Annotated in this window: 12 protein-coding genes and 7 pseudogenes; 7 read left to right on the top strand and 12 right to left on the bottom strand. The window is 33.6% G+C overall.

Features of this window, described 5'->3' with window-relative positions; translation table 11 throughout:
* Nucleotides 1-41 precede the first annotated feature (41 nt).
* The 3 genes from ACQ9BO_RS07410 to ACQ9BO_RS07400 are packed head-to-tail and all read left to right on the top strand — an operon-like array spanning nucleotide 42 to nucleotide 1,946.
* Nucleotides 42-806: a ThuA domain-containing protein gene (locus tag ACQ9BO_RS07410; RefSeq protein WP_431244184.1), complete on the top strand. Its 765-nt coding sequence runs from the start codon at nucleotides 42-44 to the stop codon at nucleotides 804-806.
* Between the two features lie 58 nt (nucleotides 807-864).
* Nucleotides 865-1,509, top strand: a complete 645-nt coding sequence (locus ACQ9BO_RS07405; RefSeq protein WP_431244183.1) for an acyltransferase family protein — start codon at nucleotides 865-867, stop codon at nucleotides 1,507-1,509.
* Nucleotides 1,510-1,514: 5 nt separating this feature from the next.
* Nucleotides 1,515-1,946: a hypothetical protein gene (locus tag ACQ9BO_RS07400; RefSeq protein WP_431244182.1), complete on the top strand. Its 432-nt coding sequence runs from the start codon at nucleotides 1,515-1,517 to the stop codon at nucleotides 1,944-1,946.
* Nucleotides 1,947-2,012: 66 nt separating this feature from the next.
* On the opposite strand, the gene ACQ9BO_RS07395 is transcribed toward ACQ9BO_RS07400, so the two are convergent.
* From ACQ9BO_RS07395 to ACQ9BO_RS07385, 3 genes are all read right to left on the bottom strand, one after another.
* A complete protein-coding gene (locus ACQ9BO_RS07395; RefSeq protein ID WP_431244181.1) occupies nucleotides 2,013-2,318 on the bottom strand; it encodes a hypothetical protein in 306 nt (101 codons plus the stop codon).
* 235 nt (nucleotides 2,319-2,553) lie between these two features.
* Nucleotides 2,554-2,721: a hypothetical protein gene (locus tag ACQ9BO_RS07390; RefSeq protein ID WP_431244180.1), complete on the bottom strand. Its 168-nt coding sequence runs from the start codon at nucleotides 2,719-2,721 to the stop codon at nucleotides 2,554-2,556.
* On the bottom strand, nucleotides 2,718-3,293 hold the full coding sequence (locus ACQ9BO_RS07385; protein WP_431244179.1) for a leucine-rich repeat domain-containing protein: 576 nt from the start codon (nucleotides 3,291-3,293) through the stop codon (nucleotides 2,718-2,720). The genes ACQ9BO_RS07390 and ACQ9BO_RS07385 overlap by 4 nt, the downstream gene beginning before the upstream one ends.
* Nucleotides 3,294-3,588: 295 nt before the next feature.
* Between ACQ9BO_RS07385 and ACQ9BO_RS07380 the strand changes: the two genes are divergently transcribed.
* Nucleotides 3,589-4,077, top strand: a complete 489-nt coding sequence (locus tag ACQ9BO_RS07380; protein WP_431244178.1) for a DUF1761 domain-containing protein — start codon at nucleotides 3,589-3,591, stop codon at nucleotides 4,075-4,077.
* Between the two features lie 118 nt (nucleotides 4,078-4,195).
* Nucleotides 4,196-5,340, top strand: a pseudogene (locus ACQ9BO_RS07375) (peptidogalycan biosysnthesis protein).
* 64 nt (nucleotides 5,341-5,404) lie between these two features.
* Here the strand turns inward: ACQ9BO_RS07375 and ACQ9BO_RS07370 are convergent.
* Nucleotides 5,405-6,274, bottom strand: a complete 870-nt coding sequence (locus ACQ9BO_RS07370; protein WP_431244177.1) for a diacylglycerol/lipid kinase family protein — start codon at nucleotides 6,272-6,274, stop codon at nucleotides 5,405-5,407.
* A 61-nt stretch (nucleotides 6,275-6,335) separates the two neighbouring features.
* Between ACQ9BO_RS07370 and ACQ9BO_RS07365 the strand changes: the two are divergent.
* Nucleotides 6,336-7,297: pseudogene (locus ACQ9BO_RS07365) on the top strand (App1 family protein).
* A 219-nt stretch (nucleotides 7,298-7,516) separates the two neighbouring features.
* Here ACQ9BO_RS07365 and ACQ9BO_RS07360 read toward each other — a convergent pair.
* Both ACQ9BO_RS07360 and ACQ9BO_RS07355 read right to left on the bottom strand, forming a co-directional pair.
* Nucleotides 7,517-9,436: pseudogene (locus tag ACQ9BO_RS07360) on the bottom strand (ABC-F family ATP-binding cassette domain-containing protein).
* 55 nt (nucleotides 9,437-9,491) lie between these two features.
* Complete coding sequence (locus ACQ9BO_RS07355; RefSeq protein WP_431244176.1) at nucleotides 9,492-9,710, bottom strand: hypothetical protein; 219 nt, start codon at nucleotides 9,708-9,710, stop codon at nucleotides 9,492-9,494.
* 64 nt (nucleotides 9,711-9,774) lie between these two features.
* On the opposite strand from ACQ9BO_RS07355, the gene ACQ9BO_RS07350 reads away from it, so the two are divergent.
* Nucleotides 9,775-10,158 carry a DUF983 domain-containing protein gene (locus ACQ9BO_RS07350; RefSeq protein ID WP_431244175.1) on the top strand — a complete coding sequence of 128 codons (384 nt, stop codon included), beginning with the start codon at nucleotides 9,775-9,777 and terminating at the stop codon, nucleotides 10,156-10,158.
* On the opposite strand, the gene ACQ9BO_RS07345 is transcribed toward ACQ9BO_RS07350, so the two are convergent.
* The 6 genes and pseudogenes from ACQ9BO_RS07345 to gldK form a co-directional block, all read right to left on the bottom strand.
* Nucleotides 10,124-11,212, bottom strand: a complete 1,089-nt coding sequence (locus ACQ9BO_RS07345) for an NAD(P)/FAD-dependent oxidoreductase (protein WP_431244174.1) — start codon at nucleotides 11,210-11,212, stop codon at nucleotides 10,124-10,126. The genes ACQ9BO_RS07350 and ACQ9BO_RS07345 overlap by 35 nt on opposite strands.
* Before the next feature lie 78 nt (nucleotides 11,213-11,290).
* A pseudogene (gldN, locus tag ACQ9BO_RS07340) lies at nucleotides 11,291-12,279 on the bottom strand (gliding motility protein GldN).
* Nucleotides 12,280-12,445: 166 nt separating this feature from the next.
* A complete protein-coding gene (gldN, locus tag ACQ9BO_RS07335; RefSeq protein ID WP_426486269.1) occupies nucleotides 12,446-13,435 on the bottom strand; it encodes a gliding motility protein GldN in 990 nt (329 codons plus the stop codon).
* A 44-nt stretch (nucleotides 13,436-13,479) separates the two neighbouring features.
* Nucleotides 13,480-15,022, bottom strand: a pseudogene (gldM, locus tag ACQ9BO_RS07330) (gliding motility protein GldM).
* Nucleotides 15,023-15,075: 53 nt separating this feature from the next.
* Nucleotides 15,076-15,723 (bottom strand): annotated as a pseudogene (gene gldL / locus ACQ9BO_RS07325) (gliding motility protein GldL).
* A gap of 69 nt (nucleotides 15,724-15,792) precedes the next feature.
* Nucleotides 15,793-17,194, bottom strand: a pseudogene (gldK, locus tag ACQ9BO_RS07320) (gliding motility lipoprotein GldK).
* Between the last annotated feature and the right edge of the window lie 116 nt (nucleotides 17,195-17,310).

The raw sequence follows: 17,310 nt of genomic DNA, 5'->3' as shown, positions 1-17,310 counted from the left end.
TTGATTATTTTTCTATCTTCCCAAAAACAAAAACTTTCAAAATGAATATTTTGCCTTCCATAAAAAAATCAATTTCATGCATCGTAATTGTGCTGTTGAGTTGTTTTTTAGCCTCTTTTTATCAAAAAAATACAGAACTCAACAATTCTGAAAAGACAAAAAAAGTATTGATTTTTTCTAAAACAAATGGCTTCAGACATGAAAGCATTCCAGCAGGAATTGCGGCCATTAAAAAATTAGGTTCAGAAAATAACTTTTTAGTAGATGCGACTGAGGATTCATTGGCTATTAATTCTAAAAATTTGAAAAAATATCAAGCTGTAATATTTCTAAGCGCTTCGGGTCATGTTTTAGGCGAAGAACAAAAATTAGCTTTACAGCAATTTATAGAAAAAGGAAACGGTTTTGTGGGTATCCATTCTGCCACAAATTGTGAACCCGATTGGGATTGGTACACCCAAATGATCGGCGGTATTTTTGAAGGTCATCCAGAGCCTCAAAACGCTAAACTTATTGTGGTAGATCACAAACATCCATCGACAAAACATCTGCCTGAAATTTGGGAAAGAAAAGACGAATGGTACAATTTCAAATATTTAAATCCCAATGTAAAAGTGCTCATAAAGATTGACGAATCATCGTATAATGGAGGAAAACATGGCAATAATCATCCTCTTGCGTGGTATCATGATTATGATGGTGGAAGAGCCTTTTATACCGCATTAGGACATAGCCCTGAAAGTTACAGCGATCCACTTTTCGTGAAGCATTTGCTTGGCGGGATTACTTATGCAATGGGAAAATGAACTTAACAAAAAGAAACAAAATACAATCACACAATTTTAATTTACAACCCAACTTTACATGAACGATTCTGAGCCAATTAAACCCAAACAACATTTTCAAATTCTTGACGGATTAAGAGGTATTGCCGCAATAGCCGTAGTAATTTACCATTTTTTAGAAATCGCAATTTCAGATTACAGCAAAAATTTATTCGCACATAGTTTTCTTGCCGTCGATTTTTTCTTTTGTCTTTCGGGGTTTGTTATAGCTTATGCTTATGATGATAGAATAGGAAAAATTGGCGCTGTCGAGTTTTTGAAATTACGTTTAATACGACTGCATCCGTTAGTTATTTTAGGTTCGATTTTGGGCTTGATTGGATATTTTGCTTTGCCATTTGGTGATACTGGAAGCAGAAGTTTTTTCGATATTTTGCTTCTATTTATTTGCTCACTATTAATGATTCCGCTTCCAATAATGAAAGAGCGCTTTTACAATAATTTCGGACTGAATGCGCCTGCTTGGTCTTTGTTTTGGGAATATATTGCTAATATTTTTTATTGTTTATTCTTATATCGCTTGTCTCGCAAAATGATTCTTTTACTAACTTGTATTGCAGGAATTGCTTTGGCTTATGTTTCTTATTATGCAAAAGGCATTTCAGGTGGCTGGGGTGGCGACACTTTTTGGCATGGCGCCGCACGCATTTCCTACTCTTTTTAGCAGGAATGACGGTTTATAGATTTAAATGGATTATTCCTTCAAAACTTGGATTCATCGGACTTTCATTGCTTTTATTTCCAACCTTCATCTATCCATTCAATACCGATTTAAATTTTATAACAGAACCTCTTATTGTATTGTTTTACTACCCATTGATAGTCGCTTTGGGAGCTGGCGCAATAACTTCAGAAAGAACGGAAAAACTTTGTATTTTCTCAGGAAATTTATCTTATCCATTATACATGACGCATTATTTCGCCATGTGGATATTTGCTTCATACAATCTAGAATATAAGCTTACAGGTTTGAAATTATACACAGTTGTAGCTATAGGAACATTAGTTTTAATTGGCTTCGCTTATCTTGTTATGACATATATTGATACACCAATCCGAAAATATTTGACTGAAAAGAGAAAACTAAAACAATCCTTTTAACTTCTTGCTTCTAAACAGAAAAGACCGTTCAAATGAACGGTCTTTTGTTTTATTTTAAGTTTGAACTTAAGCTCTAAACAAAGCGTATTTATTGTAGTTGAACAAAACTCTATCGTAAGGAACATAAAGCGAAACTATTTTCTCTGAAGCGACGTCAAATTTGATTCCGTGGTGTTTTCTAAACAAATAAATCTCTTTCAAACAATTAGAAAGACTTTGATGAATTTCAGTTGTAAATGTTGGCAATTTTTTATCTCCTACCAAAAGATCAATTTGATAATTTGAACTACTTTTTGACAAATTGTTTCCAATGATTCTTAATGTAAATGTCGTTGGTTTTCCGTATTCTTCGCCTTGATATTGCAGTGTCATAATTTTAACATTAAAAGGTTAATTATTTTTCTCTTTCCGGCTTCAGCCAAATGACCGAATCTAATTTTAAAATTAAAGAAAAAAACTAAAAGATTTTTAAAATATTTTCACAAAGTTAAAACAATAAATCGCAAAAAAAGAAACAAAAAAAACCGTAACGAATTACGGTTTTCGGCAATTAACTAAATATATTTAATCAACTTTTTTCAGAGTAAAATTCATTCCATAAGCACGATTAATTTTCGGTAATATTTTTTTGTCTTTCAGCATTTATTTCTAATAAAAACAGATTTCCGTTTTCATCAAACATTGTCATATTTAAAGCATCTAATAAAGCTATTTTTCTAGAAACTCCTCCTTTAAATTTATTATAAGAAAGATTCATTTCAGAAAGATGCTTCATGACTTTCCAAGTCCGTCCGGAATTTCTCCTTCAAAACTGTTGTCAAACAAACTTAAGTTTTCCAAAGCTCTAAAATTCGCAATTTCCCTACTCAAATTACCCGATAATTTATTGCCATTTAAAAGCAATGTTTTTAGGGTCGAGATTTTGTAAATTGAACTCGGCAACGAGCCTTGAATTTCATTGTTAAACAAGGCAAGAACTTCTAGCTGTTTTAATTTTCCAAGATCTGTAGGTAGTTCTCCTGAAATTTTATTCATAAAAAGCTCCAAGTCTTTCAGTTTTTCAAGCTCACAAATTGCCGCAGGAATTTCTCCTGAGAAATTATTATCAGAAACATTTAAAACTTCAAGCTCTTTGAGATTCTGAATTTTGTTCGGCAAATTTCCTTCTAATTTATTTTTCTGAAAATTAACCTGAACCAAATTAATCAAATCAAAAAACTCCGCAGGCAGTTCGCCTTGCAGGTTATTATTTGATAAATCTAAAGCTACTACTTTTCCGTTTTCAGCACGAACGCCATACCATGTCGAAACAGAAAGCGATAAATCCCACTTTGTTTTCCATTGCAAACCATTCGTTGCATGATATAATTTTATTAAAGCTTCTTTCTCTTTATCTGAAACAGTATCTGCAAAAGAACTGAGTGAAAAAGCGAATGCTAAAAAAAGTAATAAAGCTTTTCATAACAGATTTGGGGTTTGTTACGAGTGTAAAATTATATAATTATCTAGACATAATGCACTAATTGTCGATAAAGTGTTAATAAAAATACAATTAACAACCTTTTTACTACTTAAGGAGAAAATGTAAATTCGGTCGTTTTTTTAACTAAATTTGACTCAACTAATCTAAAAACCTCATATTATGGAAATTAACTTTATTGCATTATTTGGAGTCGCTGTAATACCACTTGTTGTTGGCTTTATCTGGTACAACCCAAAAACATTCGGAACAATCTGGATGAGAGAAAACAATTTCACACAAGAAGAACTTCAAAAAGGAAATATGCTCAAAATATTTGGGTTGACTTATGTTTTCTCTTTAATGGCTACAATGATATTAATGGCTTTGACCATTCACCAATCTGGAGCAGTTGGAATGGTTGGCGGACCACCAATGCTAGCTAATGCAAAACCATCATTTGCCGCATTTATGGCTGATTACGGAACTGCTTATCGTACTTTTAAGCATGGTGCGCTTCACGGGTTTATGGGAGGTCTATTCTTTGCTCTTCCGATAATTGGAATTAATGGATTATTTGAAAGAAAATCTTGGAAATATATCTTCATTCATGCAGGCTTCTGGATGGTTACTCTTGCTTTAATGGGCGGCGTTATCTGTGCTTACGCATAAATCAATATATAATGGACCCGTTTGAAACCAAAACTCAAACGGGTTTTTCTTAATAATAACTTAAAGGAAGTAAGTTATTGCAAATATTATCTAATTTTGAAGAAATTAGCGCACACTTTTGAATACAACTTATTCTTTTCAAATCTATAACCGAACGTCCTCACTTCCGTCGGAATGGAATTTGCTTGCGACAGAAAATATTTTTTTGACGCGAGAATATCTCGAAGTACTGGAAAATTCTTGTCCAGTAAATATGATTTGTCATTTTATTGGAATTTTTGAAGAAGAAAAACTGACAGGAATTGCTTTGACTCAATTTTTATTTGCCGAAAAGTTAGAATCCTTTGGCGAACGCGATCAATGTTTAAAAACGTCTGTGCGTAATTTTGCTTTCAAAAACTTCGCTTCACATGTATTATTTGTTGGCAACAACATGCTTACGGGACAAAATGCTTTTGCTTTTTCTAAGAATGCAGAAGTTTCAAAAGCGGTCAAAACACTTCATAAAGCAATCAATCAGCTTAAAAAAGATTTGAGAGCTTCTGGTAAAAAAGTTCATATTACCAGCATAAAAGATTTTACTGCCGAGGAAATCAAACCACTTCAGGCTGAATTCAAAAACAATTACACTTTTTCGACACAACCCAATATGATTTTTGAAATCAATGAAAATTGGAAGACCGAACAAGATTATATTGATGCACTGTCTAAAAAATATAGAGATCAATACAAACGCGCTCGCAAGAAATCAGAAGGAATTGTAAAGAAAAAATGTCATTATCTGACATCAAACAATATGAAGATGTAATTTATGACTTGTATTTTCATGTGGCAAAAAATGCACCTTTTAATACCTTTTTTCTAGCTCGAAATCATTTCAGCTTTTTCAAAGAGATCATGAAAGACAACTTTTTGTTTTATGGTTATTTTTTGGATGAAAAACTAATCGGATTCAATACTTTGATCAAGAATGGAAATGTAATGGATACCTATTTTCTGGGTTACGATGAAAATCTGCAACGCGAAAAAATGTTGTATCTAAATATGCTTTATGACATGATCGCCTATTCAATCAATCAAGGTTTTAAAGCAATTGTATTTGCCAGAACAGCACTTGAAATAAAAAGCTCTGTCGGTGCACAACCATTAAAAATGTATGGTTTGATTACACACAGCAATGCTTTGATCAATCATAATATTGCGAAATTATTCCAGTATTTGGAACCAAAAACAGAATGGCAGGAACGGAATCCGTTTAAATAATAAATTTCAATGGCAATGGCAATCTCAATGACAATATAAATGGCAATATAAATGGCAATTTCAATTAAGGAACTGCAATTTTCATTTGCTTGTGCAAAATATGAATATCTAAATCGGTTTGCGCGCCACAATATTCGCCGTCAATCTGAAAATTTACTGGATAATCTGTTTTAATACTCGCTTTATCTGTCGAAATAATGACAATATCATCAGAATCAATTGGCATATTTCCGGTGATGATTTTCCCTATTAATAATAAATCGAGGTTTTTCAGAACTACAAGTTCGAATTTTCCATCATTCATGGCACCATTTGGATTGATGATTACACCCGTTCCATATTTTTGTGAATTGGCTATTACAATCATTCTTGCGGTATGCTCTACAATTTCATTATTGGCAGAAATCGTCGCCACAAAAGGCTCTTCAGATTCGGTCAAAGTTGTAAAAGCCTGTAAGGCGTATCCCCAAAAACCACGTACATCGCTTTGTTCGTAGTTTTTTACCAAATTGGCATTCAACCCTAAATCGCTTAAATGAATGCTTTTTTTGCCGTTGATGCAAATCATATCCATTTCGATATAATGATTCATAAAAGCGATTTTTAAGTTTTCATCTATTTGAGCAGGCAAATTCAAATCGACAGACAAACCGTTTGCTGATCCGGCAGGTAAAATTCCAAGTACAACATCGTAATCCTCTACCGCCTCGGCCACCATTTTAATTGTTCCGTCGCCTCCCGCTACGACAATTCGCTCCGGGACAAATGCATTATAAATCGACTGAATTTTGCTCAAATCATTATTTCCAGATGTTTCATAAACTTCCAGATTAAAATAATTTACAGATGCAAATTCTTCAACCGTTTCGATTAAACTACTTTTATCTAGATCACCCGAAATGGGATTTACAACAAATAGAATGTTCTTTTTCAAAATTTTACCTTTAAAATCAATTAAATTAAGTAATTTACAGTTTCATAAATATACGCAATAAATGAAACCAATATTACAATTATATCGCGGTTATGCCAATCAAGAAGAATTAATTGTAATGGGGCATGTTTTTAAAAGAACGTATGATTATGATTTTCAAAAGAAAAATTTAAAAAATGCAAAATCCATAATCAATCAGTTTCGAATAAAAACAATTAAAAATTTTGATGTTTATTTGAAATATGGCAATCAAGAAATTCATACGAAAACTTTAGATGACGGACATTTTAAGTTTTGCATTCCACTTGAAAATGAAACGCATTTTGGTTGGATGAATTATGAAGTCAGCATTAAATATAATTCACAAATCATTACTTCAAAAGGAAGTTTTATACATCCACATACAGGAAAACTAGGCATTATTTCTGATATCGATGATACTTTTTTGATTTCGCACACGCAGAATATCTTCAGGAAAATTTATATTTTATTGTTTAAGAATGTAAACGACCGAAAAGTTTTTAAAGATGTTGTAGCGCATTATCAAGCTCTGAGTTCGGCAGGAAGAAAAAATAAAGAAGAGGTAAATGCTTTTTTTATATTTCAAGCGACGAATGGAATTTGTACCGTTTTATTGTGCAGTTTACCAAAATCCATCATTTACCAAGAGCCGTCATTTTATTGAAAGACATCAAAAGAGGCATTACTGATTTTTTCATGAGCGGGCGCGGCAATCACGATCACAAGTTTGAAAAAATAAAACATGTTTTGGAATTTTACCCGAATCTGAAATATATTTTATTGGGCGATGACTCACAGCATGATCCCGTTTTATATGAAAGAATCTGCAAAATATTTCCCGTTACTGTAATTGCGGTTTACATCCGGCAAACTGGAAAATCTCAAAAAGAAGAAGTCAAAAAAATCATGAAAAACTTAGAAACTTTGAATGTTTTTGTCTGTTATTTTAAAGACAGCAGTCAAGCAATTGAGCATTCTCGATCCATTGGGATTATTGAATAGTTTTGTTTCAAGTTTCAAGTTTCAGGTTGCTATCTAGACGAGTAAATTTTACCGCAAAGCACGCAAAGGTTTTTTATAGTTTGCATATATAATGCGCAAAGTTCGCAAAGCTTTGTCAAAAAAACTTTGCGAACTTTGCGTAATCCTTTGCGTGCTTTGCGGTTAAATATCCATTCAGTTCAAAACCTGAAACTTCAAACCTGAAACTTGAAACAAAAATTAAGCATTAAAATTATCAATCTCTTCTTGAACGATTTCCCAGTCGATTAACAATTGATCTAAATCTGCTTTCTTTTTGTTGTATGCTGTAAAAAATGAAGCGTCTTCAACATGTTTGTCGTAATTGGTTTCCAGCATTTTATCGTCGTGCTGAATGTCTTTTTCTAATTGCTGAATCTGACTTTCGATTTTGCTTAATCTGTTTTGTAGCGCTTTTGTTTTCTTTTGATCTTCATATGATATTTTAGCAACTTCTTTCTCTTTTGGAGTAGATACTTTTACAACATCTTTTTTCTCGACTTCACGCATGTTTTCAAGATTGCAGCTGCTCTAAGAAGAAGTTGATATCGCCAAGATATTCTTTTATTTTTTGGTCTTTGAATTCGTAAACGATATTCGACATTCCTTGAAGGAAATCCCTGTCGTGCGAAACTAACAACAAAGTTCCGCCGAATTTTTGAAGCGCCGCTTTTAATACATTTTTAGATTTGATATCTAAGTGGTTTGTAGGCTCATCCATCAGCAAAACGTTGATTGGCCGCAACAACAATTTACAAAGCGCCAAACGGTTACGTTCACCTCCAGAAAGTACTTTTACTTTTTCTCTACATCATCGCCACGAAACAAGAATGAACCCAACATATCACGAACTTTCATTCTGTTCGTGTCGGTTGCGACGTCTTCCATTGTTTGAAGCAACGTGATTTCTCCATCTAAATATTCCGCTTGATTTTGCGCAAAATATCCTAATTGTACATTATGTCCTAATTTGATGTTTCCTTGGTATTCAAATTCGTTTACCAATGCTTTTATGAAAGTCGATTTTCCTTGTCCGTTTTGGCCGACAAAAGCAATTTTACTTCCTCTTTCTACCAATAAACTTATGTCTTTAAGAATCGTTTTATCGCCGTAAGCTTTTGTTACATGCTCTGCTTCGATTACCACTTTTCCTGGCTCTTTTGACACCGGAAACGAGATATTCATTACTGAATTGTCATCTTCGTCAACTTCAATTCTTTCTACTTTATCTAATTTTTTAATCAGCGATTGTGCCATTGAAGCTTTTGAAGCTTTTGCTCGGAATTTCTCGATTAACTTTTCAGTTTCTTCAATCTTTTTCTGCTGATTTTTTTGCGTCGCTAATTGCTTTTCACGAATTTCATGACGCAATTCTAAATATTGAGTATACGGTTTATTAAAATCATATGCTTTTCCTAAAGAGATTTCGATTGTTCTGTTTGTAACATTGTCCAAGAACATTTTATCATGCGAAACGATTACTACAACTCCAGGATAATTACGAAGGAAGTTCTCCAACCAAATAATACTCTCGATATCTAAGTGGTTGGTTGGCTCATCCAGAAGCAACACATCATTAGACTGCAATAATAATTTGGCCAATTCGATACGCATTCTCCATCCTCCAGAAAATGTTTCCGTTTGATTATTGAAAACTTCTCTTTTGAAACCAAGTCCTAAAAGAATTTTCTCTGTATCTCCCACATAATTGTAACCGCCAAGAAGATCAAAACGATGTGTATAATCAGATAAATCTTCGATGATTTGTCCGTATTCTTCGCTTTCATAATCGGTTCTAGTTACCAATTGATGATTGATTTCTTCCAGCTTTTTCTCTACAATTTTGATTTCTGTAAAGGCTTCGTATGCTTCTTCCAAAACAGTTCTTCCTTGTTCAAAATCAATATCCTGACGCAGGAATCCCATTTTGATGTCTTTTTCCTGAGAAATAACTCCCGAATCTGGTTTGAAGTCACCAGCAAGCATTTTAAGCATTGTCGATTTACCTGCTCCGTTTTTACCAACAAGACCAACTCGGTCGCCGGCGCCTAGACGAAATGTAACTTCTTCAAATAAATAGGTCCCACCAAAAGAAACTGAAAGATTGTGTATATTAAGCATAATGTATTGCTGAAAATCTAGAAATTAAAAAAACTGTAAAACAATCACTTGCTGTTCACAATTTTGAAAGTGCAAAAGTATAACTTTTAATTGAAAGTTCTTGAACTGAATAAGGTCTGCTTTGGCAATATTTCTGAATTCCATTTGTTTTGGCTTTCGCCGATGAAAAAATAGTCGAAGTTTTTGGATATTTTCTTGAATATGCCTCTCCCCATTCGCAACAAATCAAACTAAAAACAAAATAAAATAGTATCTTTGTAAGAGAGTACTTCATTATAGCAACTATTCTTTTTATTGATCAATTTCTTTGATTTCAGAATTAAAAACTACGCATTAAAATGTTTAAAAAAGGATCCAAAATCAACAGTATTTTTACCGGAAGCTGTCCAAAATGTCAAAATGAAAGCATGTACGAAGACAAAAATCCCCTTCATTTGACTAAAGTCCTAAAAATGAATGAAACCTGCAGTCATTGCGGTTTAAAATACCAAATTGAACCTTCCTTTTTTTATGGTGCAATGTATGTGAGTTATGCACTGAATGTTGCCGTAGGAATTGTCGCTTTTATTGTTTCTTTTGTCTTTTTGGGCGCAAGTATTAGCCAATCCTTTATTGCAATCATAATCACCCTTATAGTTTTATTTCCTTTTGTACTTAGGCTTTCCAGAAATTTATATATCAATATGTTTATTTCTTATGATCCGAAGGCTGGTCAGAAGTAAGAGATTTTAAATATCTTTTGTGGAATCGCTTAATATCAGCCTCTCTATCCAAAGGAATTTCATTTTCGATGTGGTCGTATAAAGCTTGTGCCATTGCAGGCCCTAGCATAACACCTCTCGTACCTAATCCGTTTAGAATATGCAATGACTTGTGAACTTCGTGAGTTCCCAACAAAGGTCGTCTGTCCGCAACTGTAGGACGAACACCACCAAAATGTTTTACAATCTCAAAATCACAGGTAATAATTTCTTTTATACGTTCCAAGAGTTCTTGCTTGCCTTCTTCTGTTGGTGCATCAGTTTTATCAGACCAATTATACGTTGCGCCAACTTTGAATAGATTATTTCCCAAAGGAAGTATAAAAACGCTAGTATTTACAATCAAATCCAAATTCAAATCAGGCGCTTTTATGATAAACAATTCCCCTTTAGTGCCATCAAGCGGTAAATAATTAAAAAACGGATTTTTGTGCATTCCAAAACCCTCCGCAAAAATGATATGGCGTGCCTCGATATCTTTATATTTAATACCAGATTCTAAAAATTCAATATCATTGCAATCAAACGATTCTTCCTGCAACAAATTATTTTCAAGCAAGTATTTTTGATAACAATCCAATAATAAAGCGGTATCAACATAACCTGTATGTAAGACTTCACCATAATCATAAGGAGAATCGATTCCGTTAAATTTCTCAGTAATTAATTTTGTGGATAAAAAAGGAGCCAAATTTATTTTATCTGAAGCGGCGAACCAATTATTTTGTTCTTCTATTGAGAAAAATTTTCTGAGAATTGGCATTTTAAAATTGAATTTCTCTTTTAATTTATCCTCTACCCGAGCGTAAAAATCATTCATTAAAACCAATTGCTCTTTGGCATTCCAAACTTCACTGAAGCGTTTTAAAATTACAGGATTATACAATCCGCCTGCCACTCTAGACGAATGCTGTGATTTGTTGTCAACAAGTATAATAGATTTGTTGTTTCTGAGCGCCACTTCGGCAAAAGAAATTCCGGCTAATCCAGATCCTACGATTAAATAATCAAGCATTGTGCAGTGTATAGGTAAAATAAAAAAACTCTTATTACAAAGATAATAAGAGTTTGTCTTATAAATTGGTTCAATTACTTAGTAATTCCACATGTCTTGTTCAAAGTTACGAATCTTCTCTTTCACCCTTTCAGATTCCAAAAGCTGATTCTGGGCATTATCTTTCATGTAATCCTTGATTTCGCGGTCTCCATACACATTTTCTTCTTTGTAGATAATGGAATTAAAACGTCTTGAATTTAAAATTTGATCAAATGAAATTGATGCCGCAGAATTCACATCATTAAAAGCCTTTGCTTCATGTAATACCGCGCGCGCATCCGGAAAGAAAACCCAAAACAACTCGATATAATCTTTCTCATCACTATTCATCGTATAAACATCAGGAGTAACAGGACAAATACCAATTAAGCGATACTTCAATTCTCCTTGACGTTTATCAAAATACCAATATCCTTTGATTTTATATTGCGTTACATCCTGAGCAGTTAAATCTTGTTTTAGAATATACTCAGCAGGAACAGAACGTGTAGGCCCAACTGTTTCCTCTTTATAAGTCACACTTTTTTCTTACCCGTACCCGTAACAACCTTCTTCTTTACTACATGTGATCTATAATCATCTGGATTTTGATTGATTAACTCTCTTCCTGCATCAGTGGTATCTACGCGAGATAATGATCCTTCAATATCTTTCATAGTTTTCTTGGTGTTAAAATAACTGTCTGAATACACTTCAGTTATTTTACCATTCCTGATCGCTTTAGTTAAAACATCATAAAGAGAACGCCTATCTGGGCCAATATTAGCAGTATCTACAGGAAAATAAAGTGGAAAGTTGATTTTTTCATTTAAATCAATAATCTCCCAAGTCATTTTTCCCATCAAAACGTCACGATCTTCTACATAACCATATGCCAATGGCTTATCATTATCTGCGATACGCTGTGCAGGTGTCTTGATTCCAATTTGGGAAACAGTTTTTGCATTAAGCAAATTAGATTGTGCAATAGAAACAAAATTTCCTACGACAAAAAACATAACGATTAAAATATTTCTCACTTTCATCATAATTAATAGTATAAGAAACCAAACGTAATATTTTATACAATATTGTAATTTTTCTTACAAAATTAAAATCATTGCGATTTTATTGACCGTCAAAGAATTTTCTCCAAAAAAAACTCTTACTACAAAGGTAGTAAGAGTTTTTCTTATAATGGTATGTTTCTACTTAGTAGTTCCACATATCTTGTTCGAAGTTACGAATCTTTTCTTTTACTCTTTCAGATTCTAATAATTGGTTTTGAGCGTTATCTTTCATATAATCGCTGATAGCTCTGTCTCCGTAAAGGTTTTCCTCTTTGTAAACAACCGCATTAAAACGTCTTGAATTTAAGATCTGATCGAATGAAATTGGCAATGCAGAGTTATTGTCATTAAACGCTTTTGCTTCATGCAAAGCATCTCTTGAATTTGGAAAGAAAACCCAAAATAACTCAATATAATCCTTTTCATCACTATTCATAGTGTAAACGTCTGGAGTTACAGGACAAATCCCAAGCAAACGATATTTCAATTCACTTTGACGTTTGTCAAAATACCAATATCCTTTGATTTTGTATTGTGTAACGTCCTGAGCAGTTAAATCTTGTTTTAAGATATATTCTGCAGGTACCGTTCTTGAAGCTGGTACCGTTTCATCAACATAAGTAACAACTTTCTTTTTACCAGTTCCAGTAACTACTTTTTTCTTCACAACACGTGATCTATAGTCATCAGGATTTTGGTTGATAAGCTCTCTACCAGCATCAGTTGTATCAATACGAGATAATGATCCTTCGATGTCTTTCATTGACTTTTTAGTGTTAAAATAACTATCAGTATAAACTTCAGTTATCTTACCTTTTTTGATAGCTTTTGTTAAAACGTCGTATAATGAACGTCTATCAGCACCAATGTTAGCTGTATCTATAGGAAAGTATAAAGGAAAATTGATTTTTTCATTCAAATCGATAATCTCCCAAGTTGTTTTTCCCATCAAAATATCTCTATCATCAACATAACCGTAAGCTAAAGGCTTATCATTATCTGAGATAAGTTGCGCAGGAGTTTTAAGTCCTATTTGAGCAGGTGTTTTCGCGTTAAGCAAATTCGATTGCGCATTAGAAGCAAAACCTCCAGCAATAGAAACAATGGCTATTAAAAAATTTCTTACTTTCATCGTGGTATCATTATAAGATATTGAACGTAGTATAAACTACTTTATTATTGTATTTCGAAAATTACTGGAGCAGTTCTTGGCAATAAATAACTTCCAGCTCCAACAAGTTTAGTTTTAATTTCAGAAATAGTAACCTGATCCCCTCTACCAGCTCTTGCAAGAACTGATTTACATTGAGCATTTAATTTGTTTCCTGTAACAACAACTGTAGGTTGTCCAGCAATTTTCAAGTTAAATCCAACAACATCTAAACCAACTTCGAAATCAAAATCCATTAATTTTGCTCCGATTGTCGCAACTTCTAGGTTAGATTTAGGCCCTTTAACAACACCATAATCACCTCTAATTGTACCTGTTGGTCCAGGAATACCTTTAATTCTGAATGTTTTCTTATCTGAAACTTTATCTCCATTTGGTAAAGTACCAGTAACTGAAATTGTTGTCTCAGTACCTGTACCTGGGCTCATGTTATATTTACCTGGTTTACCAGCTGAACTTAATCCTGGAGCACTAGCAACAACTTTATTGTCAGCAACACCAGCGAATGATACAGAGATTGGGTTAACAACACCTCTATACACTACATTCATTTTGTCTGCAGAAATTGTAGCAGAGTTTGGTCTTGGAACTACAACATACTTTCCAGCGAATTTAAGTGGAATGTTTTTTCCATCTTCTAAGAAAGTAAATTGTCCATTGATATTTTGTTCTCCAACTCCTCCAGCAGTTAACGAGATAACAGCTTGTCCGTTTACGATTTGTCCTGGACCTTGGAAAGATGTCGGTTTAGTGTTTTCGTCATAACGACCTAAAACTACCTTACCTGTAACTTTTTCACCTTGGAAATATGCATTTTTATCTAAAACAACGATAGCTTGATAATTGCTGTATGAAGCAGCGAGCAACCGCATGACTTTACCTAAAGCGAGCACTGTAAACATCAGATTCAGCTTTTTGAACGTCATTTTGCCAAGCAGAAAGTTTAGCTAATGAAGCAACAGCTGGAAAACCTTTAAAGTGGTAAGCTAAATACTTGTCTTTTAAACCTTCTTTGTTTGCAACATCAGAAAGATCAAATTTCTTTTCAACCTCAGCTAAGATTGCGCCGTATTTTTTGTCTGACAAAGCGGCTTTCATTTCTGCTTTATACTTTTCGATGTGAGCGATGATATCGTTTCCTTTTTTAGTATATCCGTCACCAGTAAACCAGTTGTCGATATTGTCACCTTTGTCCATTGACTCGTATGGCAATTTACCAGTTTCTTTATCAGTTTCAAAACCTTTTAAAACATCTGCTTTTAAAGAACCTACGTATGCATAAAATTCTTTTGAAGCTGTTTCAACTTTGTGAGCCGTTACCGCCGCAGTAGCAAATTCTCCTTTTGCTTCAGTCGCTTTTTGATCTAACGACGTCAACATAGATGCATTTGTTTGTTCTGAAGACGTATTAGCACTTTCAAATTTTTCATTCATTAATCCAAAAGCAGATAAAACTTCTTTGGACATGTTCATTGCTAACATTGCGATGAAAACCAGATACATCAGGTTGATCATCTTCTGTCTAGGGGTTAATTTTCCTCCTGCCATTTTTTTCTAATTAGTTCTTAATTAATAATTTTAATATAATAGTTAAAAACTAATTATCCTTTGTTACTCATTGCAGAAAGCATACCACCGTAAACGCTGTTTAAAGAAGCGATGTTTGCAGTCATAGATTGCATTTGCTCTTTTAATTTAGCAACATTTTCAGCGATTTCGCTATTAGCTTGTGCGTTTCTTGAAGCACTTTCTAATTGAACTTTATATAAACTGTTTAATGATTCCATTTGTGCATATTGCCATAGACATTTCTTCAGCATATTTCTTTTGACCTGCGATTGAATCTACAGTTGGAGAAATAGCTTTTGCGACTCCTTCGAAGTTTTTGATTGAATTTCCTAAGCTTGCCATTAACTCACCGTCAACTTTAGCTTCTTTCAACATAGCATCTAATTTTTGAGATAATAAACCTTGAGCATCAGTTGGAGTTTCAGCTTTTGCTTCTTTTTTCTAGCTTGTCCGTTCGCTAATTCTGGATAAACAAGAGTCCAATCTAATTCGTCTTCAACTGGTTCAAAAGCAGATAACGCAAAGATCAACGCCTCAGTTAATAACCCTACTGAAAGCATAACTGTTCCTGTTAATGGTCCAATTTCAAAGTGAGTAATTTTGAATAAAGCTCCAACGATTACTACTGCCGCTCCCATACCATAAGCGAAATTCATTGCTTTTTTACTTAATAATGCCATAATAATTTTTTTTAGGTTTTAATTTTAAAATAGATTCGATTTGGTTATTGTATTTAATTTACTAATAAATTACTTTCTTTTAGAGCTTCCAGTCACTTGAGTTCCCATGTAATCTTGTACAGTTCTGAAACCAATGTAACTTCTAGCTGAATCAGCATATTCGTGATCACGAGTACTTACTTGTAGGAAATAAGCAACATCTTTCCAAGATCCACCACGAACAACTTTTCTTTGGTTGTTTCCATCAATTACGTTAGGGTTCATTGTAGAAACATATTCGTATGCATTTGGATTATAAGCTGAATCTGTCCACTCTGCAACGTTTCCTGCCATATTGTATAATCCATAACCGTTTGGTTCGTAAGATTTAGCTTCAACTGTATATAAAGCTTCGTCAGCGAGCATAATCACCTCTGTTAGGTTTGAAGTTTGCCATAAAGCATCCTCTATCGCTTTTTGTGTAAGGACCACCCCAAGGATAAGTTGCTGATTCCAGACCTCCTCTTGCGGCATACTCCCATTCAGACTCTGTAGGCAATCTGAAAGCATTTACTAAGTCACGTCCCTTTTTCTTAGATTTAATGTAACTGTTTTTATTCAATGTTCTCCAAGCACAGAAAGCTTTTGCTTGTTTCCAAGTAACACCAACTACAGGATAATCTCCATAAGCTTTGTGCCAGAAATAATCATTATGCATTGGCTCATTATATGAGTAAGCGAAATCTTTAATCCAAACTGTTGTATCAGGATAAACACTAACTTGTTCTGTTTTAACAAAGTCTTTTCTTTTTCCAACTTTAGCTTTAGTGCATGACTTGAATATCCATCCAAGAATAACGGAATTTCAATTTATTTACATCCATCGTTCTTAAACCATTGTAAGACTCTTCAATTGGCAAATACAATGAATCCATTACCTCAGCATAGTACTCATCTGGATAAGCTTTTGTATCCTTAATCAACTTAACTTTTTTGTTTAATTTTCTACCAGCATAAGGATCATCTTTTGTTCCTACACTATAGTAGTTATCATACATATACTTATCATAAGCCGTCATTTTATCTGGCTCAGAATCATTAAATGCATAATCAGCAATACTGCCACCTTTTTTCCTTTACCGTCACCAGTAGCTTTTTGACCTGTTTCGTCAGCCAAGATTGCTAAACGAACTCTCATTGTAGAGTCTTTTACCCACTCCACAAATTGACGATACTCACTGTTAGTAATCTCTGTTTCATCCATGTAGAACGAACGAACTGTTACTGTTTTAGTTGGAGCATCTTCCACATTAGCTAAATCTGCATCAGCTTTACCCATAATAAAAGATCCACCTGGAACCAAAGTCATTCCATAAGGTTTTTCAGGATGCCATTTCCCTCCTGTAACACCAACTAATTCACCTTTGTCACCTGACTTACCACAGCCAATTACCAGTGTTAACATTGCCGCAAATGCAATAAACTTCTTCATATAAATTTGGATTATCTATTCATTATTAAAAGTCCGTAAACGTATTTATTATTTATCTAAAAAACAATACTACTTGCGAATTTTATTTTACCGTTCAAAAATAATGTTAAATAAAA

Source organism: Flavobacterium sp. P21 (assembly GCF_050632225.1).
Taxonomy (GTDB): Bacteria; Bacteroidota; Bacteroidia; order Flavobacteriales; family Flavobacteriaceae; genus Flavobacterium.
This window is presented reverse-complemented; position numbering and strand designations above follow the sequence as displayed.

Coding starts and splice junctions, on each gene's coding strand:
- ACQ9BO_RS07410 (WP_431244184.1), top strand. CDS start 42: ATGAATATTTTGCCTTCCATAAAAAAATCAATTTCATGCATCGTAATT.
- ACQ9BO_RS07405 (WP_431244183.1), top strand. CDS start 865: ATGAACGATTCTGAGCCAATTAAACCCAAACAACATTTTCAAATTCTT.
- ACQ9BO_RS07400 (WP_431244182.1), top strand. CDS start 1,515: ATGACGGTTTATAGATTTAAATGGATTATTCCTTCAAAACTTGGATTC.
- ACQ9BO_RS07395 (WP_431244181.1), bottom strand. CDS start 2,318: ATGACACTGCAATATCAAGGCGAAGAATACGGAAAACCAACGACATTT.
- ACQ9BO_RS07390 (WP_431244180.1), bottom strand. CDS start 2,721: ATGAAGCATCTTTCTGAAATGAATCTTTCTTATAATAAATTTAAAGGA.
- ACQ9BO_RS07380 (WP_431244178.1), top strand. CDS start 3,589: ATGGAAATTAACTTTATTGCATTATTTGGAGTCGCTGTAATACCACTT.
- ACQ9BO_RS07355 (WP_431244176.1), bottom strand. CDS start 9,710: ATGAAGTACTCTCTTACAAAGATACTATTTTATTTTGTTTTTAGTTTG.
- ACQ9BO_RS07350 (WP_431244175.1), top strand. CDS start 9,775: ATGTTTAAAAAAGGATCCAAAATCAACAGTATTTTTACCGGAAGCTGT.
- ACQ9BO_RS07345 (WP_431244174.1), bottom strand. CDS start 11,212: ATGCTTGATTATTTAATCGTAGGATCTGGATTAGCCGGAATTTCTTTT.
- gldN (WP_426486269.1), bottom strand. CDS start 13,435: ATGAAAGTAAGAAATTTTTTAATAGCCATTGTTTCTATTGCTGGAGGT.